Genomic DNA, 23,947 nt, shown 5'->3' with positions numbered 1-23,947 from the left:
GTTGCCCCGCCGCACGGACGACGCTCGCCCGCGGCAGCCGCCCCCTAGGCTGCGGCCATGGACACGGAGCGGCTGAGCTTCACCACCACCATCGGGGTCGACGTCAAGGGCGAGACGTGGAGCTGCGTCGAGATCCCGGGCTCGGCGGAGTTCTTCGGCACCGGCCGGACGGTCCGGGTGGACGCCACGGTCGACGACGTCGTGCTGGAGAACGTGGGCGCGATGGTCACCGGGACCGGCGGCCACATGGTCTCCCTCAACGCCAAGGTCCGGAAGGCCCTCGGCAAGGGCGTCGGCGACGAGGTCGCGGTCACCGTCACGAAGCGGTAGCGGGCCGCCCCGGCCCCGCCTACGCGGCCGTCTCCGGCTCGAGCGCCCTTGCGAGGTCCGCCCAGATGTCCTCGACGTCCTCCACGCCCACGCTCATCCGCACGAGCCCGGTGCGGGTGCCCTCGTTCCACCGGTTGCGCCGCTCGGCGGTGGTCTCGACGCCGCCGAGCGAGGTCGCCATGACGACGAGCTCGGTGCGCGCGAGCACCCGGTCGGCCGCGTCCTCGCTCGCCAGGCAGAACGACACGACGGCGCCGAACCCGCCCATCGTGCGGGCGGCGAGCGCGTGTCCGGGGTCGTCAGGCAGCCCGGGGTAGGCGACCGACGTGACCGCGGGGTGGGCCGCGAGCCGCTCCGCGACGACCTGGGCGTTGGCCTCCGCCTGGTCGAGCCGCAGGGCGAGCGTGCGCAGCCCCCGCAGGGCGAGGAACGTCTCCATGCCGCCGGGGAAGCCGCCGTGCAGCGACCGCTGCCGGACGATCGGGGCGAGCGCGTCGGCGTCGCGCGCGACCACCGCGCCCATCATGAGGTCGGAGTGCCCGCCGATGTACTTGGTCGCCGAGTGCAGCACGTAGGTGGCGCCGAGCTCGAGGGGGCGCAGGCGCAGCGGGGTGGCGAAGGTCGAGTCGACGGCGACCGGTACGCCGCGCTCGGCGGCGATCGCGGCGAGGGCCTCGACGTCGAGGATCTCGAGCAGCGGGTTGCTCGGGGTCTCGAGCCACAGCAGCGCCGGCGCTCCGTCGGAAGCCGCGGCGTCGAGGGCGGCGGCGACGGCCCCGTGGTCGGTCGCGTCGACGCGGACGTCGCGCAGGCGGCCGAGCGCCGTGAGGTCGGCGAGCAGGGACCGGACGCCGTGGTAGATCGTCGAGCCGCTGACGACGTGGGTGCCGACGGGCATCGTCTCGACGATCGCCGCCGCCGCGGCCATGCCGGTGGCGAAGGTGACGGCGTGGCCGCCGTCGAGTGAGCCGAGGGCCGTCTCGAGGGCGACGGTGCCGTCCGTGCCGAACCGCGCGTAGTCGGTGCCGCCCTCCTGGAACGTCGAGGCCAGCGACGGCGGGACGTTGAGCGGGGCGCCGGTGCCGGAGGGGCGGCCGAGCGCGACGGCGCGGGTGCGGGCGGACCAGGTGTCGTTCACCCGGCCAGGTTAGGTCGGGAGGAACGACGGACACTCGGCTGTCTCCCCGATGGTCCGGATGTCGGCGCCGGACCGTACCCCGCGACGACGCACACCGACGACCGCAGAGACGCCGAGCCGCGCTCGACCCGAAGCCGGACGGCAACCGTCACCGCATGCGCGCGGGGAGCAGCTTCTCCAGCGGGAAGTAGGGCAGGTAGAGCACGCCGGAGAGGTTGTGGCGGAACGTGATGCCCATGATCGCCTTGATCCCCCAGTGCATCGAGAACGCGCTGACCGCCCACAGCCGGGCGAGCCGCCGGTCGAGCAGCGCGAGCGGCGCGGCGAGCTCGAGGACGAGCGACCCGGCCGCCGACACCTTGAACAGGAACGTCTGGTCGTACAGCCGGATACCGAGCCCCGCGGCCTCGCTCCCGAGCAGCTCCTTGCGCAGGCCGTCGGCGGCGATCTGGCGACGCAGCACCTCGCCGTCGGCCCACCTCCAGCCGAGCGGGCCGGTGACCTTGGCGTAGCCGGCGAGGAAGTAGTTGACCGCCGTCACCGCCTGCATCCCCCGGACCGGGGCCGCGTACCGCCACGACGGCGCCGGCGCGGTCGAGACTGCCGGGCGGGGTCGAGCCGGGACCATCCGCTCGGGCAGCACACGCGCCGGGATCACCCGGGCAGGAAGGGCCCGGACCGACGGCGACGGAACCACCGACGCCGACCGTCGCGCCAGCAGGGCGTCCACGGAGACGGCGTCGGCCGAGGGCGTCGCGCCCAGCACGATCGTGTGCAGGACGAGGTTGTTGTCGCTGTGGAAGATCATCGACCACGAGTTGCGGTAGGACAGCGACCACGTGAGCAGGGCGGCGTGCAGCGGACCGGTGACCTTGTGCTTCACGCCGAGGGTGAAGGCGACGTCGCTGGCGATCGTCGCGTACATCAGCGCGTCGGCCACGGGGGCGGGCAGCGGCCGCTTGAGCACCTTGACCGGGCCGACCGGCTGGAACAGGCCCGGGTCGGTGCGGTGGATGCGGCGGAACATCTTGATCCGCCGACCGAGGTAGTAGGCCGTGTAGGCGCCGGTGGCGACGCGGTTGAGGGCGGGGCGGGCGGCCGAGGTCGCGGGCAGGATACGACTGTCGACGGCGGACGCGAGGCGGCGGGCGCCGTCGCGGATCCGGCTGAGCATGAGGGACTCCAGGTGGGCTGGGGTACGGGTGGGGATGCCCGGCGGTGGGTACGGGTCACCGGGCGGTGGGGACGAGCTCAGGGGCGCGACGGCCTCGTCAGATCATCGTGCGCGGGACCGGGACGTCGGCGAGGACGGTGCGGCGCCGGGGGGCCCGGTCGCCGGCGAAGAAGTCGTCGAACCGGTGCACCGACGTGACGACCTGGACGCGCTCGACGGCGGCGTCCTGCTCCGCCGACGACGCCGCGACCGAGGCCGCGACGAGCCGCGCGACCTCCTCGGCCCGCCCCTCGCGCACGCGCCGGTTGATCTGGCGGCGCACCTGGTTGAGCCCGCCGGTCCCGGCGTGGCCGAAGTGGAGGATCCGCTCGGTGCCGTCGTCGTCGATGCCGAGCAGGTGGTGGACGGTGCCGTTCCTCGTGCGTCGGACGGAGAACATCGGGTAGTAGGACAGGGGGAACCCGTCGACCTTCTCGTCGTCGGGCCGGTGGTTCTGCCGGATCGGCGCGGCCACGACCGCGGTGAGCGCGATCCCCGCGAGGTAGGTCAGGGTCTTCGCGCGCCCGCCCGCGGTCACGGGGGGCCTCGTCGTCGTGCTCATGTCGTCTCCTTCGTGCTGGTCATGACCACTCCTTCGTGCGGTAGCTGCTGCGTCCGGCGCGTCCGCGGGTCTCCGTGCGGCGCAGGTGGGTCAGGGCCGCGCGGGCGGCGTGGTAGCCGTTCATGCCGTGGACGCCGCCGCCGGGGGGCGTGGAGGCGGAGCACATGAACAGGCCGGACGCCCCGAGGCCGTAGGGGCGCAGCGTCGCCCGCGGCCGCAGGAGGAGCTGCGTGCCACCCATGGATCCCCCGACGACGTCGCCGCCCACGAGGTTGGGGTTCCACGCGGCGAGGTCCGCGGGCGCGGACTCGACGCGGCGGAGCACGCGGTCGCGGAAGCCGGGGGCGAAGCGCTCGAGCTGGGCGTCGATCCGGTCCCCCACGGGGGCGGTCGAGCCGTGCGGGGTGTGGGCGTAGGCGTAGAGGACCTGCTGCCCGGCGGGCGCGCGGCCGGGGTCGAGCGCGCTCTGCTGGGCGACGAGGACGTAGGGCCGCTCGGGGTGGCGGCCGCGGTGGACGTCGCGCTCGGCGGCCGCGATCTCGTCGAGGGTGCCGCCGAGGTGGACGGTGCCGGCGCGGCCCAGGCGGTCGTCGTTCCACGGCACGGGGCCGTCGAGGAGGTAGTCGACCTTGTGGGTGGCGGTGCCGTAGCGCCAGCGGCGCAGCCCGCGGGTCACGCCGGCGGGCAGCTCGTCGCCGGCGAGCTCGGCGACGGCGTGGGGGCCGAGATCGAGCAGGATGGCGTCGGCGGGCCGGACCTGGTCGAGGTCGGTGATCTCGGAGTCGGTGACGACCCGGCCGCCGTGGGCCTCGAGCTCGGCGACGAGCGCGGCCGAGATCGCGCGCGAGCCGCCGCGGGCCACCGGCCAGCCGGTCGCGTGCGCGGCGGCGCCGAAGAGCACGCCGAACGCCGCGGTCAGGGGGTGGGTCAGCGGCATGACGGAGTGCGCGGAGGTGCCGGCGAACAGGGCGCGCGCCCGCTCGTCGCGGAAGAGGGCCTTCGCCACGGCGGTCGCGGGCAGGGCGCCCCGGAGGCCGAGCCGGGCCAGGGCCACCGGCTCGCGCGGGACGCGCAGCAGCGGGCCGAGGAATCCCGCCGTCGTCGCCTCCCAGTCGGAGACGACCGGGGCGTAGAGGCGCTGCCAGGCCGCCCCGTCGCGCCCGAGGTCGGCGGCCGTGTAGCGCAGCGAGCGATACTGGACGGCGGCCGGGCCGTCGTCGAGCGGGTGGCCCACGGGGATGTCGGGCTGGACCCACTCGAGCCCGTGACGGCCGAGGTCGAGGGTGGCGAGGAACGGGCTCGCGATCCCGAACGGGTGGACGGCGGAGCCGAGGTCGACGGTCGTCCCCTCGCCGAGGACCGGGCCCGAGCGGGTGGCCCCGCCCGCCTCCGGCCCGGCCTCGTGGACGGTGACGGCCACGCCGGCGCGGGCGAGCGCGACGGCGGCGGCCAGGCCGTTGGGCCCCGACCCGACCACGGCGGCGGTCCGGCCGGCGACCAGGGGGTCGTGGCCGACCGCGAACGGCGAGCGGCTCATGCCGGCACCGCCTCGGCGAGCAGCGCGGTGGCGGCCTCGTCGTCGTCGGAGAGGAGCTCCGCCGGCGTCGCGACGCGGACGAGACGGCCGTCCTCGAGGCACCACACGACGTCGGAGGACGCCATGAGCTCGTGCCGGTGCGTGACCACGAGCGCGGTGCCGCGGTGGTCGGCGAGGACCCGGTCGACCACCTTGGAGTTCTCGGGGTCGAGGTGCGCCTCGGCCTCGTCGAGGACGAGGAGCGCGGGGCGGCCCAGGGCGGCGCGCGCGATGCTGATGCGCGCCTGCTGGCCGGCGGAGAGCTGGCCGCCGCCGGGGCCGACGTTCGTGTCCCAGCCGTCGGGCAGGGAGGCGACGAGCTCGTCGAGCCCGCACAGGCGGCTCACGCGCTCGAGCTCGGCCTCGTCGACCTTGGGGATCCGGTAGGTGACGTTGCGGCGGACGCTGCCCGAGAGCAGCGGCATGCTCGGCGAGGAGATGCCGATCGACCGGCGCACCGACCGCAGCGAGTGGGTGGCGACGTCCTGGCCGTCGATGCGCACCGTGCCCGAGTCGGGGTCGACGAGGCGGGCGATGACCGAGGTGAGCGTGGACTTGCCCGCCCCGTTGGGGCCGACGACGGCGACCCGCGTGCCGGGCTCGGCGCGCACCGTCACGTCCTGCAGGGCGGTGCCGAGGTGGACGGAGTCGACCTCGACGAGGCCGCGCTCGACCTCGATGTCCGGCGCGCCGGGCAGGACGGGCAGCGGCGGGATGTCGAGGAACCGGCGGACGGCGGCGCGGGCCACCGTGGCGCGGGAGGCGTACTCGGCGACCCGGCCGAGGTCGCGCAGGTAGCCGGCGAGCATGCCGGCCACGGACACGCCGGCGACGATCGTGCCGGGCGAGGCGCGGCCCGCGGTGACCTCGATGCCGCCGACGACGAGCGCAGCGGCGCTCGCGGCCACGGCGGTGCCCTCGGCGATGGCGCGCGCGGCGCCGGAGGCCCGGGCCTGGTCGACCATCGCGGCCGCGACCTTGTCGCTGTGCCGGCCCACGCGCTTGCTCTCGCGGCGCTCCTGGCCGGCGGCCTGGAGGACGGCGACCTGGGTGAGCCGCTCGGTGACCTCGCCGGTCAGGCGGGAGCGCCGGCGGCGCGAGACCTTGGCCGTCCGCATCATCCACGGCGTGATCGCGAGGGTGAGGAGGGCCCCGATCACCAGGACCGCCCCGACGGCGAGGCCGAGCGTGAGGTTCATCCACGCGACGGCCGCGATCGCGAGGACGATCGCGACGCCGGCGACGGTGAGGCGGGCGAGGCCGCGGCTCACCCACAGGCGCAGGGCCGAGAGGTCGCCGACGAACTTCATCAGCATGTCCCCGCGGCCGCGCCGGCCGAGCTCGCGGGCCGGGACACGGGTGAGGTGGCGGAAGAGGACCGCGCGGACCTCGGTGACGTAGTGCTGGCCGAGCTTCTCCGACTCCGTGCGCTCGGCGCCGCGCATCCAGGCGCTGATGAGCACGCAGGCGAGGAGGCCGAGGACGAGGACGGTGAGGCTCATGGCGCCGGCCCCCGCCGCGCCGCCCTGGCCGGTCGCGCTGCCGAGGAGGGTGTCGAAGCCGCGCTGGGTGAGCATCGCGACGCCGACCGCGGCGACTGCCTGGCCCACGCCGATGCCGATGAGCAGGACGAACCGGAGTCGGCGGCCGTGGCCGATCGGCTTCGGGGTCTCGGGGGCGGGGCTCGGGGCGGAGGTGCTCGGTGCGGCGGTGGCCGGCGCGTCGTCGGAGCTCGTCCGGGTGTCGACGATCGCGGTCCGCGTGTCGTCGTCGGAGGTCGTCCGCTCGTTCGCGGCCGAGGCCGCGGCCGACGCCGGTGCGCCGGGCCGCGCCCACACGTGAGGGAGGTCGTCGTGCTCCGCCGGGGTCGGCGCCGTGTGCGGGGTGGGGGCGCCCGTCGGGAGGGGAACCGAACGGGTCATGGTCAGACCGCCTTCGCGTCCTCGGCGATCGCCGCGAGACCCGGGACGTGACGGGTGCGGGCGGCGAGGGCGGCGTCGCGCACCTCGAGAGCGCGGTCCGCCTGCTCGAGCACCATCGTGTCGACCACGGGCAGCTCGCCGTCGAGGCGCTCGAGCTCGCGCATCGCGAGCGGGGACGCGGTGAGGACGCCGCTGACCGCGAGGAGCGGCAGGCCGGCGTCGGCGAGCCAGTCCACGCCCGCGACGGCACCGAGCGCGTCACGCGCGGCGAAGACGACGCCGTCGACCTGGTCGCGGAACAGCTCGTGCGTGATGAGCGCGGCCGTCTCCTCGTGGTACAGCCCGTCCGCCACCTCGATGACGTTGACGTCCGTGCGGTCGACGGCCAGCTGCGTGGTGAGGGTCCGGAAGATCTCGCGGATCGTCTCGTCGTCGAGCCCGAAGGTCGAGGGTGCGCCGGCGGCGGTGAAGTCGTAGACGACGTCGGCGCCGGAGTCCGTGAAGAGCCAGACGTCGCCGCCCGCGCCGGTCCCGGTCACCTTGGCGGCCCCGACCCGCAGGCCGGCGGCGCGCAGGCCGCGGACGAGCTCGGCGGCCGTCGTCGTCTTGCCGGCGTTCATCGAGGAGCCGACGACCGCGATCGTCGGTGCCCGGTGCGAGCTGAGCGGCGAGACCGGGGCGATGGCGGCGTCGCGCAGGTTGAGGCGGCGGCCCTCGGAGTCGGCCAGCAGACCGATCGGCTCGATCGCCGTCGCGGCACCCATGGCGGAGTGCGCGAGCTCGACCTGCGCGGCGATCCCGCCGGCGGCGGCCATGTGGCACGGCCCGATGTCCGCGGGGATCTCGGCGAGGAACTGGTCCGGGGCGTAGCGGCTGCCGTAGCAGAGCCCGACGACGTCGCCCGGGTAGAGCGTGGCGCGGCGGCCGGTCTGGAGCTCGATGCGCTTGTGCTGGCCGACCGCGGTGATGCGGGCGAGGACGACGTCGCCGATCCGCGGGGCCGTGGTCGGGTCGGTGATCAGCTGCGCGCCCCGGTCGAGGTCGATGCGGCGGGTCGTGTAGGCCCACTTCGCGGAGGCCACGAGGGCGCGGGCGTCGAGCTCGGAACGGGTCTCGGCCTGGGGAAGGTCGAACGTGGTCATGGTGACTCCTCGTGCGTCTGGGAAGGCCGCTGGGCCGTGCCGTCGATGTGTCGGTGTGCTGTCCGTGCCGCAGCACCCGATGTGTGCGACTGACCAGGACGCTAGAAAGCCCAGGTGAGCGCGACTCGTTACCGAGATGAGACCGTCCTCAGAACTCTCACGACGACGCTCACCCCGCCGCCCGACCCGCCGGTTTCCCGCCGAGTTCGCGGTTGGCCACTCCTCACCGAGACTGCGGTTCGTCGTCGTCGAGATTGCGGTTGGTGCACGTCGAGATTGCGGTGGGGAATCGCCCCCGACCGGTCGAGAGTGCGGCTCAGCGCCATCACGGCTGCCGTTCGTCGTCGTGCCCCCGCTCTCCGATCCATCCCGACACCCCGTGCCACCCACCTGCGGGCCTACCCACCTCGCTACCGTTGCCGACCATGGACGCGGGACACCCGGACGACGCAGCGACGCCCGACGACGAACCGGCAGGTCAGCCCTCCGGAACGACCACCATCGGGGGCTTCAGCGGATCCGACCGCGCGTGGGTGCTCGTCATCTTCGGCGGCGCCGGGGCGATCGTCGGCGCGCTGGTCCCCGTGCTCGCGGGCTGGGCGTCGAGCCTGCCGTGGATGCCGTTCCAGGGCCCGCTCGAGCTCCTCGGTTCGTTCGACCAGTCGTGGCTCGTGTGGGGGCGGCCGCTGCTGGGCCTCGTCGTCGGGCTGCTGATCGGCCTGGTCGTCGTCTCGCGCACCCCGGTGCTACGCGTCGGACCGGGCGAGATCGAGGTCGTCCGCGGGGGCGACGTCGAGCGTGTCATCGACCGCGACGACGTGGCCGCGACCTACCGCCGGGGCTCGCACCTCGTCATCGAGACCGCGCAGGGTCGGTCGCTGTTCGACGCCGAGGTCGAGGGCGACAAGGACCGGCACCGCGCGGTGCTCGTCGAGGCGGGCTACCCGTGGGAGGGCGCACGCGGGTAGTCGCCGCGGACGGAACGGCGCCCGTCACGTCCCGGCAGGACCGGACGCCGAGGTCTCCCGGACGACGAAGTCCATCAGGCGCTCCATGCTCCCGGTCCGTTCCAGCTCCGCTCGTTGACGCTCGGACCCGGTCCCGGCCTCGCGCAGGCGCGCGAGTCCGTCGGTGACACGTTCCTCGTCGCCGGTCTCGCGCAGGGCAGGCCGGAGCTCGTCGACGACGCCGTCCAGCACCTCCCACGCAGGTGCGGGCCGGGCGGTGCGCGGGTCGAGCAGATCGCCGGTCAGTCCGTGCCGGGCCGCCTGCCACTGCGCGAGCCGGATCACGGCCGCCGGAACCGCCGGCGCGGGCTCGCCGTCCGCCCAGCGTCGTGCCGCCGTCTCCACCATGGCGCGGGCGAACGCGGCCACGAGGACCGCCTCGGAGGCGCTCAGGCAGATGTCCGCGACACGGAGCTCCACCGTCGGGTGGTCCGCCGACGTCCGGGCGTCGAAGTAGACCATCCCGCGGTCCATGAGGACCCCCGTGCCGAGCATGGACGCCACGGTCTCCTCGTACGCGCGCGCCGAGCCGAACAGCTCGCTCGGTCCCGACGACGGCCACCGGTGCTGGACCTGCGACCGGTAGCTGCCGTACCCGGTGTCGAGCCCCTCCACGTAGGGGGAGTTCGCGCTCAGGGCGAGCAGCACGGGCAACCACACGCGGATCCGGTCGATCACGCCGACCGCCTCCTCGGCGTCGGCCACCCGCACGTGCACGTGGAGCCCGCACGTGAGGCTCTCGGTCGCGATCGGGCCGAAGCGCTCGGCGATCTCCCGGTAGCGCGGGGACGGCGTGGTCACGGGGACGACGGGTGTCGGGCAGACCGCGATCGCCGCGAGCCGGGCACCGACCTCCTGGGCTGCGTCGTCGGCGGCGCGCCGGAGGGAGTGGAGCTCGGACTCGACGGCGGAGAGCTCGATCGTCGGGTGCGTCTTGCTCTCGACCTGCTGCTGCTGGAGCTCGCTCTCGAGCAGTCCGACGACGCCTTCGCCAGCGTTCGCGCCCGAGCCTCGCTCCTCGGCGCGGGCGATCACCTCCGACGCCACCGGCAACGCACGACCGGTGCCGGCCTCGACGAGCAGAAGCTCTTCCTCAACTCCGACGGTTCGCATCCAACCAGCGTTGCAGCCCCGAGCCCGTCCCGCTGGTTCGGCCCCCGAGCGAGGCGTCGACGACGGGTGGTGCAGGCCGCACCTCCGCTCAGAGCAGGCCGGCGAGCACCTTCGCGTGGCTGTGCTCGGTGTCCTTCGCGGCGTAGACGAGGGTGACCGTGCGGTGCTCGTCGACCAGGTCCTCGAGATGACTCAGGGCGTCGGACCCGTCGAGCTCGGACTCGTAACGGCCGGCGAACTCCTCGTACCTGTCCGGGTCGTGGCCGAACCACTTCCGCAGGTCGGTCGACGGGGCGACGTCCTTGAGCCACTCGTCGATGCGAGCGTCCTCCTTCTTCACGCCGCGCGGCCAGATGCGGTCGACGAGCACGCGGTACCCGTCCGCCTCGGCCGCGTCGTCGTAGACACGCTTGATCCGGAGTCCCATCCGTTCCTCCTCGCCCACTCGCGCGGCGCCCGATCGGGTCGACGCCGACACCTCGAACATACGCCGAGGGGTTCGCCGGGGCGTGCCGAGCTCGCGGCCCGAGCCGCCCCGCCCGGAGCGTCGAGGCAGTGCCTAGCCGGCGCCGAGCAGGTGCCGAACCTGTGCCGGACATGAGGGAACGACGCCCTCGAGGCTGTCGCGCGCGCCGACCCGAGCCCTACGCTCGCGCCACCTGCGGTCCCCCCGGACAGCCCACGGGCTCTCGCGCACCCCTCGAAGGGCACCACCATGTCCGCACCCGACGCCATGCCCGCACGGCCCCCCCGACCACGCCGCCCGATCGTCCTCGTCCTCGTCGCGCTCGTCGCAGTGGCCGCGGTCGTCGCGGCGACCCTGGTCGCGGTGCGTCTCCTCGACGAGACGGACGGCGCGTCCACCGACCCAGTCGCCCCGGCCGCGAGCGGCGGAGACGCCACCGAGGCGGTGCACGTCGTCAAGCTCGAGCCAGCCGACGAGCCGGGCGAGAGCCCGTTCACCGAGACGGTCACCGCCCCGGAGATCGACACGAGCTCGCCCTTCGTCGACACGATCGTCGCGCGGACGGCCGAGCTGACCACGGGCGCGAGCACCACCCCGGGAACGAGCACCTCGACCGTCTCCGGAACGGCACCGGGCCTGTACGGCGGGTCGAGCGTGAGCGACGTCTGCGACCCGGAGTCGCTGGTCGCCTTCCTCGCCGACGACGACGAGAAGGCGGCTGCCTGGGCCGGCGTCCTCGACATCGACGCCGAGGCGATCCCCGAGTACGTCGACGGCCTGACCTCCGTGGTGCTGACCACCGACACGCTCGTCACCAACCACGGGTTCTCCGGCGGCGCCGCCACCCCGCACCAGGCGGTGCTGCAGGCGGGATCCGCCGTCATGGTCGACGACCGCGGCGCCCCCGCCGTGCGGTGCGAGTGCGGCAACCCGCTCGTGGCCCCCGACCTGCCGGGCCCGGTCGCGCAGGCCGAGACGGTCGGCGCCGCCTGGGACGGGCTCGCCCTCGACCGCGTCGTCAGCGTGACCCCGGCCGCCGACGCCGTCTCGGCCTTCACGGTCGCCAACCTCGACACCGGCGAGCTCGTCGAGCGCACGGTCGGCCCGCACTCCGGCGCAACGGTCTACCTCGCGACGTCCTCGACGCACGTCCAGGCGCAGTACGACCCGTCGGGCGCCCCCGCGTCCGGCACCATCCAGACCAGCCCCGACGGCGTGGAATGGAGCGTCGCCCTCGAGACCACACCCATGCTCGACGTCGCCGCCGGTGAGGGACTGGCCGTCGCCGTCGGGGTGAACGACCGGTACGGGGGCGCGATCCACACGTCCACGGACGGGCTGACCTGGGGACCGGCGATCGACGTCATCGACCCGCTGACCGCGGTCGCCTACGGGGACGGCACGTGGGTCGCCGTCGGGGACCGGTCGTTCGCCGAGGAGAGCGGCGAGGGCGACGGGTCGAGCGGCGCGATCTACCGCAGCGACGACGGCGAGACCTGGGAACGCGTCGCCACGACCGACCCGTACGAGAACCCCTTCATGGGCAGCTCGGGCGAGATGCGGTACCAGGGCATGAACTCGGTGGCCTACGGCGACGGACGCTGGATCGCCACGGCGACCGAGTGCCAGTTCCGGACCTGCATGCAGGTGCTCTTCACCAGCACGGACACGATCACGTGGACCCGGTCGGCGCTCGAGGACGACATCGTCCGCCTCGACCTCGCCCACGACGGGCAGCAGTGGGGCTTCGTCGGGGGCGAGCGCATCGCCGACCCGGCGAACAACGCCGAGTGGGACCTTCCCATCGGCTCGGCCGGTACGAGCCCCGACGGGACGACCTGGGCGATCGGCCCCACCCAGCCCGACCGCCTCGTGCTCACCGGTCTCAACCCGGGCGACGGCGAATGGCTGGCCGTCGACGACTACGTCGGCGCCAGCACGACCGACCCGCCGGCCGCGGGAGGCGTCTACCGCAGCTCCGACCTGCAGACCTGGGAGCAGATCGGCACGGCCGCCGAGTCGACGACGAGCGTCGCCCTGTTCCGCGCGGGCGCGTCCGGGCCCGTCGAGCCGGTCGAGGCGGTGGAACCGGTCGATCCGGCCGAGCCGGCCGAGCCGGGAGCGACCGAGGCGGAGGACCCCGAGGCTGCGGAGCCCGACCCCGCGGCCGGGCCCGCCGGGGCGGCGACCGTCCAGATCATGACCGGCGGCCTCGACCTCCTCGCCGACGACGGCACCACGCTCGTCTCCCTGCCCTACGCCGGGCCGGCCACCGCCGCGACCGACGCCCTGTCCGAGCTGTTCGGCCCCGGCGCCGAGGAGTTCGTCCCCGGCGACGGCTACTGCTCGGTCGACAGCACGATCACGACCTGGGCCGGTCTGCACCTCATCCGTCCCGGCACGGCGCCCGACGCGACCGAGTGGCGCGTCTACCTCACCGACCCCGCGGCACCGGCCGGCGCCGCGACGGTGACCGGCCCGACCGGCGTGGCCCTCGGGCACCCGATCAGCCCCGTGATCGCCGCCCACCCGCAGGCACCCACGTCCTCGGCCGTCCACGAGGGGACCGCGTACGACTACATCAACCTCGACGTGCTGACGGAGCAGACGGAGTGGGGCCCGGCCGAGATGAGTGTCTCGGTCGGCGCCGAGGACGGCGTGGTCACGTCGATCACCGCCCCGGTCCAGGTCGGCGCCGACTGCTGACCCGCGGTCGCCCCGGCACGTTCCGACCACCCGGTCCGCGCATCGGACCCGCTCCCCACGTCACGTCACCGCGTCATATCCTGGGGTCACCTCGGCGCGGGCCCCTGACCGCACCGCCACTCCCCCCCACAGACGAGAACGGCACCACACGGCCCGCACATCGATTCCAAATCATGGAAACGGGAATGGATCGGGCAGCACCGGGGTTCGACCGAGCAAGAACCGAGAGAGAACAGCACGCACCGGGCACGCCCTGGCCTGCCCGGACAGGAGCACGACCGGCACCGGACATGCCGGTCGCGACATCGAGAGAGGGTTTCCTTGACTGCAGACAACGCACCTGTCCCGCACGACCCGAGCATCGACACGCTCGGTCCGCTCCCGCAGGGCACCACGCCCACCGGAGCCAGCACGCGCGAGAACGGCGCGCCCGCCGTCAGCGACCGGAACTCGCTGAGCGTCGGCCCGAACGGTCCGCTCCTCCTGCACGACGTCAAGCTCGTCGAGTCGCTCGCCCGCTTCAACCGCGAGTCCGTCCCGGAGCGCCGCCCGCACGCCAAGGGCTCCGGCGCCTTCGGCCGGTTCGAGGTGACGAACGACGTCTCCGCGTACACCAAGGCCGCCGTCTTCCAGCCGGCCGCCAGCACCGAGATGCTCGCCCGCTTCTCCACCGTCGCCGGTGAGCTCGGCTCGCCCGACACGTGGCGCGACGTCCGCGGCTTCTCGCTGCGCTTCTACACGACCGAGGGCAACTACGACCTGGTCGGCAACAACACCCCGGTGTTCTTCGTCCGCGACCCGATGAAGTTCCCGCACTTCATCCACTCGCAGAAGCGCCTCCCCGACTCGGGCCTGCGCTCGAACGACATGCAGTGGGACTTCTGGACGCTCAACCCCGAGTCGGCCCACCAGGTCACCTACCTCATGGGCCAGCGCGGCCTGCCCCGCACGTGGCGCCACATGAACGGCTACGGCTCGCACACCTACCAGTGGGTCAACGAGGCCGGCGAGCGCTTCTGGGTGAAGTACCACTTCCACACCAACCAGGGCATGGAGTACCTGACCAACGCAGAGGCGGACGAGCTCGCCGGAACAGACGCCGAGCACCACCGCCGCGACCTGTTCGACGCGATCGCCCGCGGCGACCACCCGTCGTGGAAGCTCTCCGTCCAGGTCATGCCCTACGAGGACGCGAGGACCTACCGGTTCAACCCGTTCGACCTCACCAAGGTGTGGCCGCACGCCGACTACCCGCTCATCGAGGTCGGCACGATGACGCTGGACACGAACCCGGTCAACCACCACGCCCAGATCGAGCAGGCCGCGTTCGCCCCGTCGAACACCGTCCCGGGCATCGGCTTCAGCCCGGACAAGATGCTGCTCGGCCGGGTCTTCGCCTACGCCGACGCGCAGCGCTACCGGATCGGCCCGAACTACAACCAGCTGCCCGTCAACAAGCCGATCGTCGAGGTCAACAACTACGGGCAGGCGGGACCGATGGAGTACGAGCACAGCGGCGCGCAGCCGAACTACGTGCCCAACTCCTACGGCCGCGACTACTCCGACTACGAGGGGGTCGAGGACGAGGGCTGGGAGTCCGACGGCGAGATGGTCCGCCAGGCCTACACGCTCCGGGCGGACGACGACGACTTCGGCCAGCCGGGGACCCTGGTCCGCGAGGTCTGGGACGACGCCCAGCGCGCCGAGTACGTCGACCAGATCGCCGGCTCGCTGCTCGGCGGCGTGAGCGAGCCGGTGCGCGAGCGCGTCTTCCTCTACGTCAAGGCGGTCGACCAGGCCACCGGTCAGGCGATCGAGGACAAGGTCCGCGCGGGCAGCTGATCCGGCACCTCCCGAACCGCCCCTGAACGGCGGCACGCGCACGACGGCGCACCCCATCGCGGGGTGCGCCGTCGTCGTTCGCCCTCGGGCCCTGCGCCCCTGCGCCGTCAGTGCTCGGCGGGACGCGGGTCGGCGGTCCGTTCCGGGGCGAGGGTGGCGCGCAGGACCTCGTCCCACGGGGTCGGGCCGAACCCGAGAGCGGCCTCCGCCTCGGACGAGTCGACGACGTACGGCGCGGTGAACTGGTGGTCGATCTTTCGGATCTCACGCATCTGGGGGACGAACCACCCGACGACGACGAGCAGCCAGGTGGGCATCGCACTCACCTTCGGCACCCCCACCCCGGCAGCGGCGGCGAGATCGCCCGTGAGCTCGCGCTGGGTGCGCGGCGGGTTGGTCGGCACGAGCCAGGTGCGGCCGTGCAGCGCGGGATCGGCGGCGGCCGCGACGACAGCTGCCGCGACGTCGTCGACGAAGGTCCACGAGTGCGGCTCGTCCGTGGCCCCGACGACCTGCACGCTCTTGCCCGCGCGGATGCGGTCGATGTTCCGGGTGGCGTGCCCGTTCTGACCGACCGAGGCGCCGATGTAGTCCGAGGCGCGGACCTCGACGGCGCGGAGGCGGCCCTCGCGGTGCGCCGCCATGGCCTCGGCGGTCATCCGGGCCCGCAGCTCGCCCTTGTGCTCGGCGGGCGCCTCCGGGGTCGACCCGGTCATCGGGTCGGTCACGCGCCCGTACGGGTAGAGGTTGCCGACGGTCGCGAGCACGGCACCGCTCGAGGCGGCTGCGGCGAGGAGCGCCTCGTGCAGCGGCGGCCACTCCTTCTCCCACAGGTGGTAGCCGGCGGGGTTGAGGCAGTTGTAGAGGACGGCGGCGCCGTCGGCGAGCTCGCCGAGCTGCGCGGCGCTGGTGGCGTCGACGGCGACGCGGCGCGCCCCCTCGACCAGCGGACCGGTCCCGGAACGGCTGGCGAGCGTGACGTCCTCGCCGCGGGCGACGAGGTGGCGGGCGACGGCGCGGCCCACGGGGCCGGCTCCGACGACGAGGTGGTGGGACATGAGGGACTCCTGCGGTCGAGAGGGACGAGCCGGACGAAGCGGTGTTCATATCAGTGAGCGGTGCTCACGAAAGCCACGCTAGACCTCACTGCCCCATCACACAAGAGCAGTGCTCACAAAAAGTTCGCATGATCGCCCAACGGGGCGAGCGCTCACCGGATGAGTCATACTGGCCCGATGGACACCGAGCACGCGCCCACGAGCGCCCGCGCCCTGGCCACCGCGGAGGTCCGGCGCCGGATCGTCGCGGAGTCGCGGCGCCAGCTCGGGATCGTCGGGCCGGGACAGCTCTCGCTGCGCGCCGTCGCCCGCGAGCTGGGCATGGCGTCGTCGGCGATCTACCGCCACTTCGCCAGCCGCGACGAGCTCGTCACCACGCTCATCACCGCCGCCTACGACGAGCTGGCGGAACTCACCGACGCCGCCGTGGCCGCCCTGGCCGACCACGCCGACCCCGCCGACCGGTGGCGAGCCTGGTGCAGGGCGCTGCGCGGCTGGGCGGTCTCCCACCCGCACGACTACGCCCTCATCTACGGCTCCCCCATCCCGGGGTACGCGGCGCCGGACACGACGACGACCTCCGCGCTGCGCGTCCTCGCCCCGATCATCGCGCTCTTCCCGGACATCACCGTGCCGGGCGAGATCACCATGTCCGACGAGGCCACGGAGCCCGACGACGATGCACTTACCCGGTCCCTCGCCCCGATGACCTCGTTCATCGGTGACCTCGTCCCGGAGGCGATCACCGAAGATCCGACACCGCCCTCGCCGGCCGCGATCGCCCGCGGCATCGGCGCCTGGTCGACGATCATGGGCTTCGTGTCCCTCGACCTGTTCGGTCACCTCACCGGTGGCGTGGCGGACGCCGACGCGGTGTGGGCGCGGGTGGTCGAGCAGACGGCGGCCGACCTCGGTCTCGTCCCCGAGCCCGGGCCCGTTCCCGACGTCGGTCTCATGACCGAGCCCGGACCCGTCCCCGAGGGCGCAGCACCCATCGACGACGCACCCGCCGACGACGCACCCCGCCCGGAAGGATCGCTCTGGTGACCGACTCGCTGCTCGCCGCCCACCCGCTCACGCTCGGCACGATGTACTTCGGCACGCACGTGCCGGCGCGGATCGCCCACGACGTGCTCGACCGGGCGCGCGACCTCGGCGCCACCTCGTGGGACACCGCCAACATCTACGCGCACTGGGCCGGCCGCGACGGCGGCGAGTCCGAGCGCACGCTGGGCGCGTGGTTCGCCGAGCGCGGGTCGGTCGCCCGCGACGACGTCACCCTCGCCACGAAGATCGGCAACCTCCCGGTGCCCGGCGGCCCCGGCCCGGGCGGGACCACGGGGCTCGGGGCCGGTGCCGTGCGGCGGCAGGTCACCGACTCCCTGCGGCGGCTGCGCACCGACCGGGTCGAGGTGCTCTACGCCCACATCGACGACCACCACACCCCGCTCGACGAGACCCTCGGGGCGCTGTCCGCGCTCGTCGACGAGGGACTCGTCCGGCAGGTCGCCGCGAGCAACTTCTCGGCCGTCCGGCTGCGCGACGCGCTCGCCGTCCCCACCGCGCACCGGTACACCGCGCTCCAGCAGCGCTTCACCTACCTCCGGCCGGCCGAGGGCGCCGACCTCTCGCCGCACGTCCTGCTCGACGACACCGTCGCGCACCTGTCGGTCCGGTCCGGCCTCACGCTGCTCGGCTACTCGCCGCTGCTGTCCGGCGCGTACACCCGCTCTGAGCGCCCGATCCCCGAGCAGTACCACACGGCGGCGCTCGGACCCGCGCTGCTCAAGCTGAGCGAGGTGGCCTCCGGCGCCGGGCTCGACGCCGGACAGACCGTGCTCGCCTGGATGAGCCAGCGCGTGCGGCCGGTGCTCCCGGTGGTCGGCGTCTCGAGCGTCGAGCAGCTCGAGGCCGCGTGGCAGGGCGTCACCACCGAGCTCGGCGCCGATGCGCTCACCGCCCTCGACGACGCCCGGCTCGGCCGGCTCTGACCCGCACGCTCGACCACGACGGGCCGCCCGTGCCGACCTGAGCCGCACTCTCGACCACGACGACACGTTCGGCCACGGGTTCGGCCACCGCCACAACCACGGGCACGACGACGAGGAGCGGACCGCGCCGCTGTCGCCTCGCACCGTCGGGTGCAAGAGTTGTGCCATGACCACCGGAACCACGCTCGAGGCGGACCTGCTCGTCATCGGCTGGGGCAAGGGCGGCAAGACGCTCGCGCGCTCCCACGCCTCGTCCGGGGAGCGGGTCGTCATCGTCGAGACCGACCCCAACATGGTCGGCGGCACGTGCATCAACATCGGCTGCGTGCCCACCAAGGCGCTCGTCCACCGCGCCGCCGGGCGCCGGGGCGAGGACGCGGAGGGCTGGTTCCGCTCCGCCCTCGACTTCCGGGACGCCCTCACCGCCAAGCTCCGCACCGCCAACCTCGCGATGGTCGACGACCACGAGTCCTCGACCGTCCTGTACGGCCCGGCCCGGTTCGTCGGCGAGCGCACGGTCGAGGTCGCCACGGCAGACGGGACCGTCACGGTCCGCGGCACGCACGTCGTGGTCAACACCGGAGCCGAGCCCGCGTTCCCGCCGGTCGAGGGTCTGCGGGAGAGCGAGTACGTCGTCGACTCGACCGGCGTCCAGGAGCTCGCCGCCCTGCCGGAGCGCCTCGTCGTGCTCGGCGCCGGGCCGATCGGGCTCGAGCTCGCGGACGCGTTCACCCGGTTCGGCTCGCAGGTCACGGTCGTCGACGTCGCCGAGCGTCTCCTGCCCCGCGAGGACGAGGACGTAGCCGCGAGCGTGCGCGGGGCCATGGAGGACGCGGGGACCACCTTCGTCCTCGGCGCGACCGCACGCCGGGTCGTCGACGGCGAGTCGAGCGCCGACCTCGTCGTCGAGGTCGACGGAGCCGAGCGGGCGCTGACCGCCGAGGCGATCCTCGTGGTCACGGGCCGCAACCCCCGCACCGCCGACCTCGACCTCGCCGCCGCCGGCATCGAGACCGGCGAGCGCGGCGCGATCACCGTCGACGAGCACCTGCGGACCAGCGCCGCGGGCGTCTACGCGGTCGGCGACGTCAACGGCGGGCCGCAGTTCACCTACATCTCCTACGACGACCAGCGGATCGTCGAGGACGACCTGCGTGGCAGGGGCACGCGGTCCACCGCCGACCGCGTCGCCGTGCCGACGACCATCTTCCTCACGCCGCCGCTCGGACGGGTCGGGCTCAGCGAGACCGAGGCGCGCGAGCAGGGGCTCGACGTCGAGGTCAAGGCGAAGCCGGTGGCCGCGATCGCCGCGATGCCGAGGCCCAAGGCGGTCGAGGAGACGCACGGGCTGGTCAAGGTGCTCGTCGAGCGCGGGACCGACCGCGTCGTCGGGGCCGCCCTGCACACGATCGACGCGCAGGAGGTCGTCAACCTCGTCGCCCTCGCCATGCGCCACGGGATCACGGCGAGCGAGCTGCGCGACGGGATCTGGACCCACCCGTCGTCCACCGAGGCGCTCAACGAGGTCCTCGCCTGACCACCCCCGACGAGTGCGGGGACATTCCCGCACGCGACGCGATCCGCGTCCCGAGGACTCCGCGATCCGCGTCCCGCCGATTCCTCGTTCCGCCACGAGCGTGACCGGGCCGCACGCCCGTGCACCGCGCATGCCCCGGGCCTAGCGTGGACGCCATGACTGCGAACGTGATCGTCCTCGGTGGCCACGGCAAGGTCGCCCTCCTCCTCCACCCGCTCCTCGTCGAGCGCGGCGACTCGGTCGACGCGGTGATCCGCAACCCCGAGCACGCCGACGAGATCCGCGCGGCCGGCGCCAACCCCGTCGTCGCCGACATCGAGCACCTCTCGACCGAGGAGCTCACCGACCTGATCTCGGGCCACGACGCCGTCGTGTTCTCGGCCGGCGCCGGCGGGGGCAACCCGCAGCGCACCTACGCCGTCGACCGCGACGCCGCGATCCGCTCGATGGACGCCGCGAAGGCCGCGGGCGTCAGCCGGTACGTCATGGTGTCCTACGTGGGCGCCGGGCCCGACCACGGCGTCCCCGAGGACAGCTCCTTCTTCCCGTACGCCGAGTCCAAGTCCGCCGCCGACGAGCACCTGCGAGCGAGCGGCCTCGACTGGACCATCCTCGGCCCGGGCGGCCTCACCCTCGAGGAGCCGAGCGGCCGGATCACCGTCACCGACACCTCGGGCGAGACGTCCCGGGCCAACGTGGCGGCCGTCGCCGCAGCGGCGCTCGAGACGCCGTCGGCCATCGGCCGGACGATCAACTTCCACGACGGCGACACCCCCATCGCGGACGCGCTCGCCTGATCGTCCTCACCCGACGCTTCCACTGTCGGCCCGCTCGCGGCCGGACCGATCCCGTCCCCGGGGTCAGCCGGGCGCGGGCGGGCCGTCGGTGCGCTCGCTGTCGAGGCGCGCGACCCGGCGCGGGCCCGCCGTCACCCGGTACGACTCCTCGACCAGCTCCGCGATCTCGGGCCAGTCGGTCTCCTCGTCGAGATCGATGCCGTACCAGCCCGATGGCCCCACGTAGGCGGGGTAGAAGCAGCGCGGGTCGGCCAGGAGACCGCGCAGCTCGTCGTCGTCGGAGGGCTTGAGCAGGAGGCTCTGCTCGTGCCGCTCGTGCCGGCCCCCGCCGAGCTTCACGCTGCCGCCGTACGTCGCGAACGTCTTCGTGGTGAAGAACGTGGGCCGCCCGTGCGACACCTTCTCCGCGGCGTCGGGCAGGGCGAGGCAGACCGCGCGGACGCGGGCGAGCACCGGATCGTCGTCGTCGAACATCCGTGGGTGCGTCATGCGACGCACGGTAGAGCAGCGCGGCGTGGGCCGGCGCCGGGAATCTCCCGACCGGGCCGTAGCCGGCAACACGGTCGCTCCCAACTGGGCCCGAGCGACGGCACTCGGTGCCACAATGTCGATCGGGGGCATACCGACACCCTGAGCGCGGCCGTCACGGGTGACACCGCGCCGATCTCGACGAGGAGAGAACAGATGAAGATTCGTGGTGCGCTGCTGCGCGAGCAGCCCGGCAAGTGGCTGGTCGAGGACCTCGAGCTGTCCCGGCCGCGGCGCGGGGAGATGCTCGTCGAGATCGTCGCCAACGGCCTGTGCCACTCGGACGAGCACATGGCCAAGGGAGACACCCCGCTCCCCAACCTGCCGGTCGTGTCGGGGCACGAGGGCGCGGGCATCGTCCGCGAGCTCGGTGAGGACGTCACGGGCTTCGAGGTCGGCGACCACATCGTCACGTCCTTCGTCCCCGCGTGCGGACGCTGCAAGTGGTGCTCGATGGGCATGCAGAACCTCTGCGACTACGGCGCGCTCATCCTCGACGGCACGCAGCTCGACGGCTCGACCCGGATGACCGACGCGAACGGCGAGCAGGTCTTCGCCGCCGCGATGCTCGGGACGTTCGCCAACTGGCAGGTGCTCGACCAGACGTCGTGAGTGAAGATCGACAAGGACCTCCCGCTCGAGGTCGCCTGCCTCATCGGGTGCGGTGTCCCGACCGGGTTCGGGTCCGCCGTCAACGCGGCCGAGGTCAAGCCGGGCGACGTGACGATGATCCTCGGCGCCGGCGGGATCGGCATGAACGCCGTCCAGGGCGCGAACTACGCGGGCGCGCGCCGCGTCATCGTCGTCGACCCGGAGCCGTTCAAGCGGGACACCGCCCTCAAGCTCGGCGCCACGGACGTCTTCGACTCCATCGAGGAGGCCGACGCGCTCGCGAAGTCGCTGACCAACGGCCAGGGCACGGACTCGACGATCGTCACCGTCGGCGTCACCACCGGCGAGCACGTCCGCCAAGGCTACGAGACCGTGCGCAAGGCGGGCACACTCGTCGTCACGGGTCAGGGCAGCACGAGCTCGACGATTAGCTCCGCGGGCGATCTCGGGAGTCGTTCGCGGTTGAATTCGGGAGTCGTCGGGCGGCCTTCAAGGCTGAGTGTCCGAGCCAATCCGGGAGTCATTTGATGGCCTGCTGGTGGTGCAGGTCTGGGGTGTAGGCGGTGAGGATCTGCTCGATCCGACTGAGGTTGCTGCCGTAGTAGGCGCGGTCGAGTCGGGCGAGCTCAAGGTCAGGGAAGTTCGGGTAGACACCTCCGGATCCCCATGGCTGCACGGATCGCCAGGACCGGGTGATCCACTTGTCGGTCGAGCAGGCCGTGATCTTCGTTCCGCGGTAGACGGTGGCGGTGTGTTTGAGCAGGAACTGCTCGCGGCGATGAGGGAAGGCGGTGTGGCCGTCGGCGACTCTGTTGTAGGCGCCGGCCCAGGGAGAGAAGTCGAGTTCACGTGCCTCACCGGGTCGCCGGTGATCGGCCAGCTCGGTGATCAGTTTGTCGACGGCCGAGGCTGGCAGCGACTCGCGGAAGAACTCGGACTTGCTGAACGCATCTGGTGGCGCCAAATCGGCGTCGGGGCCGTTGAGCCAGGTGCGGACGTCCAGCCAAGACGAGCGACGCTGCCAGCTGCTGCGTGGCTGGGGCCCGACCGCTGCCACCAGTACGGACAACAGCGACCGGAGGCGGGAACCGTCGCCGGCAAGGGTGCCCAGGACTCTGGACTGCAGCGGTCGCGCAGGGTCGGCCGGGGCTGTGATGAGGAGGCTGGCGGCGAGGGCGTCGGGCGCGGACGGCGCCCAGTTCTGCCAGGCGGTGACCACTTGTGCGGTGTGTTCATGGTTCCAGGTCAGTTCGAAGGCGGTGCAGCCCGGTTCGGCGATGGTGTCGAAGACAAGCTCGGTGACGACGCCGCAGCCGGTGGCGCCCGCGCCCCGGATCAGCCAGAACAGGTCGGGCTCCTGCTCGTGATCGCAACGCACGATCCGGCCGTCGAGGAGCACGACCTGGGCGGAGACGAGGTTATCGCAGGTGAGTCCGTGGAGTCGGCCCAAGAGGCCGAACCCTCCGCCGAGGGTGAGTCCGGCGATGCCGACGGTCGGTCCTGAACCTGCGGGAATGGTGCGCCCGTGTTGCTGCAGGATGCGGTAGATGTCTCCGAGCCGGGCGCCGGGTCCCACGACAATCCGGTTGTCGTCGACGTGGATGCTGTTCATCGCACCGACGTCGATCAGCAGGCCGGTGGTGGAGGAGCGCCCGGCGAAGTCGTGGCCGCCGCTTCGGACCGCGACAGGGAGCTGGGTGTGGTGGACGAGGCCGAGCGCCTGTGCGACCTCGTCGGCGGTTCGACATCGCAGGATGGCCGCCGGTCGGACGGCGGCGAACCGCGCGACGGCGGGGACGCGTGCATCCTCGTAATTGGCAGCCTCGGGCAGCAGCAACTCGCCGGTGAAGGTGCGCAGCATGCCGGGATCGCCGGTGGTGTGGGCCTGGTCGCTGCTCAAGGTGCGGTGTGGCTGGCCGGTTGTGCGGTGAACTGGTCAGCGAAGGGCAGCGCCGCGAGGCCGGCTCGGGCCACGTCGTCGTCTTCGTCCTCGGTTCCGCCGCTGGCGCCGATCGCGCCCACCACGGTCTGCTCGACCACGATCGGGTAGCCGCCGGCGAACAGCACCGCACCGGTGAGCAGCTGGTCGAGCACCGTGGGCACGGTGAGACCGAGGTAAGGGTCATTCCCAACGACACTGCGCCAGTCGCGGGTCGGCATGCCGTTGGAAGCCGACAGGCGCGCCTTGCCGCTGGCCAGCCCGACGGTCAGTGGGTCGGCGCCGTCGCCTCGGAACAGGGAGCGCAGGTTGGCTGCGTCGTCGACCACGACGACAGTGAAGCGGCCGCCGAGCTGGACAGCCCGGTGTCGGGCTGCGCTGATCAACGCGTCGACGGCGGGGAGGTCGAGGGCGGGTTTCGTGGGAAGCGGGTGCATGGTCGGCGATCCTTCGCTCGGGATAGAGGTA

22 protein-coding genes are annotated in these 23,947 nt (G+C 73.3%); 10 read left to right on the top strand and 12 right to left on the bottom strand.

The genetic code is table 11. The annotated features are described in order from the left end of the window. Positions 1-57: 57 nt before the first annotated feature. The gene (locus AC24FB_RS09135; RefSeq protein WP_425715329.1) at positions 58-330 is read left to right on the top strand and encodes a DUF1905 domain-containing protein; all 273 of its coding nucleotides are present in this window, start codon (positions 58-60) and stop codon (positions 328-330) included. Between the two features lie 19 nt (positions 331-349). Here the strand turns inward: AC24FB_RS09135 and AC24FB_RS09130 are convergent, their stop codons facing one another. The 6 genes from AC24FB_RS09130 to AC24FB_RS09105 form a co-directional block, all read right to left on the bottom strand. Next, a complete protein-coding gene (locus tag AC24FB_RS09130; protein ID WP_425715328.1) occupies positions 350-1,468 on the bottom strand; it encodes a trans-sulfuration enzyme family protein in 1,119 nt (372 codons plus the stop codon). Between the two features lie 148 nt (positions 1,469-1,616). Continuing rightward, positions 1,617-2,642 (bottom strand): hypothetical protein, encoded by a 1,026-nt coding sequence (locus AC24FB_RS09125; protein WP_425715327.1) that lies wholly within the window; start codon positions 2,640-2,642, stop codon positions 1,617-1,619. A 97-nt stretch (positions 2,643-2,739) separates the two neighbouring features. Next, on the bottom strand, positions 2,740-3,243 hold the full coding sequence (locus AC24FB_RS09120; protein WP_425715326.1) for a hypothetical protein: 504 nt from the start codon (positions 3,241-3,243) through the stop codon (positions 2,740-2,742). A 19-nt stretch (positions 3,244-3,262) separates the two neighbouring features. After that, positions 3,263-4,780, bottom strand: coding sequence for a phytoene desaturase family protein (locus tag AC24FB_RS09115; protein ID WP_425715325.1), 1,518 nt, complete (start codon positions 4,778-4,780; stop codon positions 3,263-3,265). Then, positions 4,777-6,741 carry an ABC transporter ATP-binding protein gene (locus AC24FB_RS09110; protein WP_425715324.1) on the bottom strand — a complete coding sequence of 655 codons (1,965 nt, stop codon included), beginning with the start codon at positions 6,739-6,741 and terminating at the stop codon, positions 4,777-4,779. The genes AC24FB_RS09115 and AC24FB_RS09110 overlap by 4 nt, the downstream gene beginning before the upstream one ends. A gap of 2 nt (positions 6,742-6,743) precedes the next feature. Further along, positions 6,744-7,883, bottom strand: coding sequence for a DUF1611 domain-containing protein (locus tag AC24FB_RS09105; RefSeq protein WP_425715323.1), 1,140 nt, complete (start codon positions 7,881-7,883; stop codon positions 6,744-6,746). A gap of 425 nt (positions 7,884-8,308) precedes the next feature. Between AC24FB_RS09105 and AC24FB_RS09100 the strand changes: the two genes are divergently transcribed. Beyond that, entirely contained in the window at positions 8,309-8,851 is a 543-nt protein-coding gene (locus AC24FB_RS09100; RefSeq protein WP_425715322.1) for a YqeB family protein, read from the top strand. A 24-nt stretch (positions 8,852-8,875) separates the two neighbouring features. Here AC24FB_RS09100 and AC24FB_RS09095 read toward each other — a convergent pair whose 3' ends face one another. Together AC24FB_RS09095 and AC24FB_RS09090 are read right to left on the bottom strand one after the other, a co-directional pair. Then, positions 8,876-10,003, bottom strand: a complete 1,128-nt coding sequence (locus tag AC24FB_RS09095; protein ID WP_425715321.1) for a carboxylate-amine ligase — start codon at positions 10,001-10,003, stop codon at positions 8,876-8,878. 88 nt (positions 10,004-10,091) lie between these two features. Beyond that, on the bottom strand, positions 10,092-10,430 hold the full coding sequence (locus tag AC24FB_RS09090) for a DUF488 domain-containing protein (RefSeq protein WP_425715320.1): 339 nt from the start codon (positions 10,428-10,430) through the stop codon (positions 10,092-10,094). Between the two features lie 288 nt (positions 10,431-10,718). On the opposite strand from AC24FB_RS09090, the gene AC24FB_RS09085 reads away from it, so the two are divergent. Both AC24FB_RS09085 and AC24FB_RS09080 read left to right on the top strand, forming a co-directional pair. Then, complete coding sequence (locus AC24FB_RS09085) at positions 10,719-13,175, top strand: DUF6777 domain-containing protein (protein ID WP_425715319.1); 2,457 nt, start codon at positions 10,719-10,721, stop codon at positions 13,173-13,175. Between the two features lie 360 nt (positions 13,176-13,535). Then, on the top strand, positions 13,536-15,017 hold the full coding sequence (locus AC24FB_RS09080) for a catalase (RefSeq protein ID WP_425715413.1): 1,482 nt from the start codon (positions 13,536-13,538) through the stop codon (positions 15,015-15,017). Between the two features lie 107 nt (positions 15,018-15,124). Here AC24FB_RS09080 and AC24FB_RS09075 read toward each other — a convergent pair whose 3' ends face one another. After that, positions 15,125-16,075: an NAD-dependent epimerase/dehydratase family protein gene (locus AC24FB_RS09075; protein WP_425715318.1), complete on the bottom strand. Its 951-nt coding sequence runs from the start codon at positions 16,073-16,075 to the stop codon at positions 15,125-15,127. A 177-nt stretch (positions 16,076-16,252) separates the two neighbouring features. Between AC24FB_RS09075 and AC24FB_RS09070 the strand changes: the two genes are divergently transcribed. The 4 genes from AC24FB_RS09070 to AC24FB_RS09055 all read left to right on the top strand — a co-directional run bounded on the left by AC24FB_RS09070 (position 16,253) and on the right by AC24FB_RS09055 (position 20,400). Further along, positions 16,253-17,122 (top strand): TetR/AcrR family transcriptional regulator, encoded by an 870-nt coding sequence (locus AC24FB_RS09070; protein ID WP_425715317.1) that lies wholly within the window; start codon positions 16,253-16,255, stop codon positions 17,120-17,122. After that, entirely contained in the window at positions 17,119-18,066 is a 948-nt protein-coding gene (locus AC24FB_RS09065) for an aldo/keto reductase (RefSeq protein WP_425715316.1), read from the top strand. The genes AC24FB_RS09070 and AC24FB_RS09065 overlap by 4 nt, the downstream gene beginning before the upstream one ends. Before the next feature lie 166 nt (positions 18,067-18,232). Continuing rightward, positions 18,233-19,603, top strand: coding sequence for an FAD-dependent oxidoreductase (locus AC24FB_RS09060; protein ID WP_425715315.1), 1,371 nt, complete (start codon positions 18,233-18,235; stop codon positions 19,601-19,603). A 155-nt stretch (positions 19,604-19,758) separates the two neighbouring features. After that, positions 19,759-20,400 carry an SDR family oxidoreductase gene (locus AC24FB_RS09055; RefSeq protein ID WP_425715314.1) on the top strand — a complete coding sequence of 214 codons (642 nt, stop codon included), beginning with the start codon at positions 19,759-19,761 and terminating at the stop codon, positions 20,398-20,400. 63 nt (positions 20,401-20,463) lie between these two features. On the opposite strand, the gene AC24FB_RS09050 is transcribed toward AC24FB_RS09055, so the two are convergent. Beyond that, a complete protein-coding gene (locus AC24FB_RS09050; RefSeq protein WP_425715313.1) occupies positions 20,464-20,889 on the bottom strand; it encodes an MmcQ/YjbR family DNA-binding protein in 426 nt (141 codons plus the stop codon). A gap of 195 nt (positions 20,890-21,084) precedes the next feature. On the opposite strand from AC24FB_RS09050, the gene AC24FB_RS09045 reads away from it, so the two are divergent. Beyond that, entirely contained in the window at positions 21,085-21,540 is a 456-nt protein-coding gene (locus AC24FB_RS09045) for an alcohol dehydrogenase catalytic domain-containing protein (RefSeq protein ID WP_425715312.1), read from the top strand. Continuing rightward, positions 21,541-22,068 (top strand): zinc-binding dehydrogenase, encoded by a 528-nt coding sequence (locus tag AC24FB_RS09040; RefSeq protein WP_425715311.1) that lies wholly within the window; start codon positions 21,541-21,543, stop codon positions 22,066-22,068. It begins immediately after the preceding gene. On the opposite strand, the gene AC24FB_RS09035 is transcribed toward AC24FB_RS09040, so the two are convergent. Further along, the gene (locus tag AC24FB_RS09035) at positions 22,061-23,440 is read right to left on the bottom strand and encodes an FAD-binding oxidoreductase (RefSeq protein ID WP_425715309.1); all 1,380 of its coding nucleotides are present in this window, start codon (positions 23,438-23,440) and stop codon (positions 22,061-22,063) included. The two genes, AC24FB_RS09040 and AC24FB_RS09035, sit on opposite strands and share 8 nt — an antisense overlap. Then, complete coding sequence (locus tag AC24FB_RS09030; RefSeq protein ID WP_425715308.1) at positions 23,437-23,916, bottom strand: GlcG/HbpS family heme-binding protein; 480 nt, start codon at positions 23,914-23,916, stop codon at positions 23,437-23,439. The genes AC24FB_RS09035 and AC24FB_RS09030 overlap by 4 nt, the downstream gene beginning before the upstream one ends. Positions 23,917-23,947 lie beyond the last annotated feature (31 nt).

The sequence above is a fragment of the Georgenia sp. Z1344 genome (assembly GCF_057652375.1).
The sequence above is the reverse complement of the archived record's forward strand: the minus strand, read 5'-3'. Positions and strand labels throughout refer to the sequence as shown.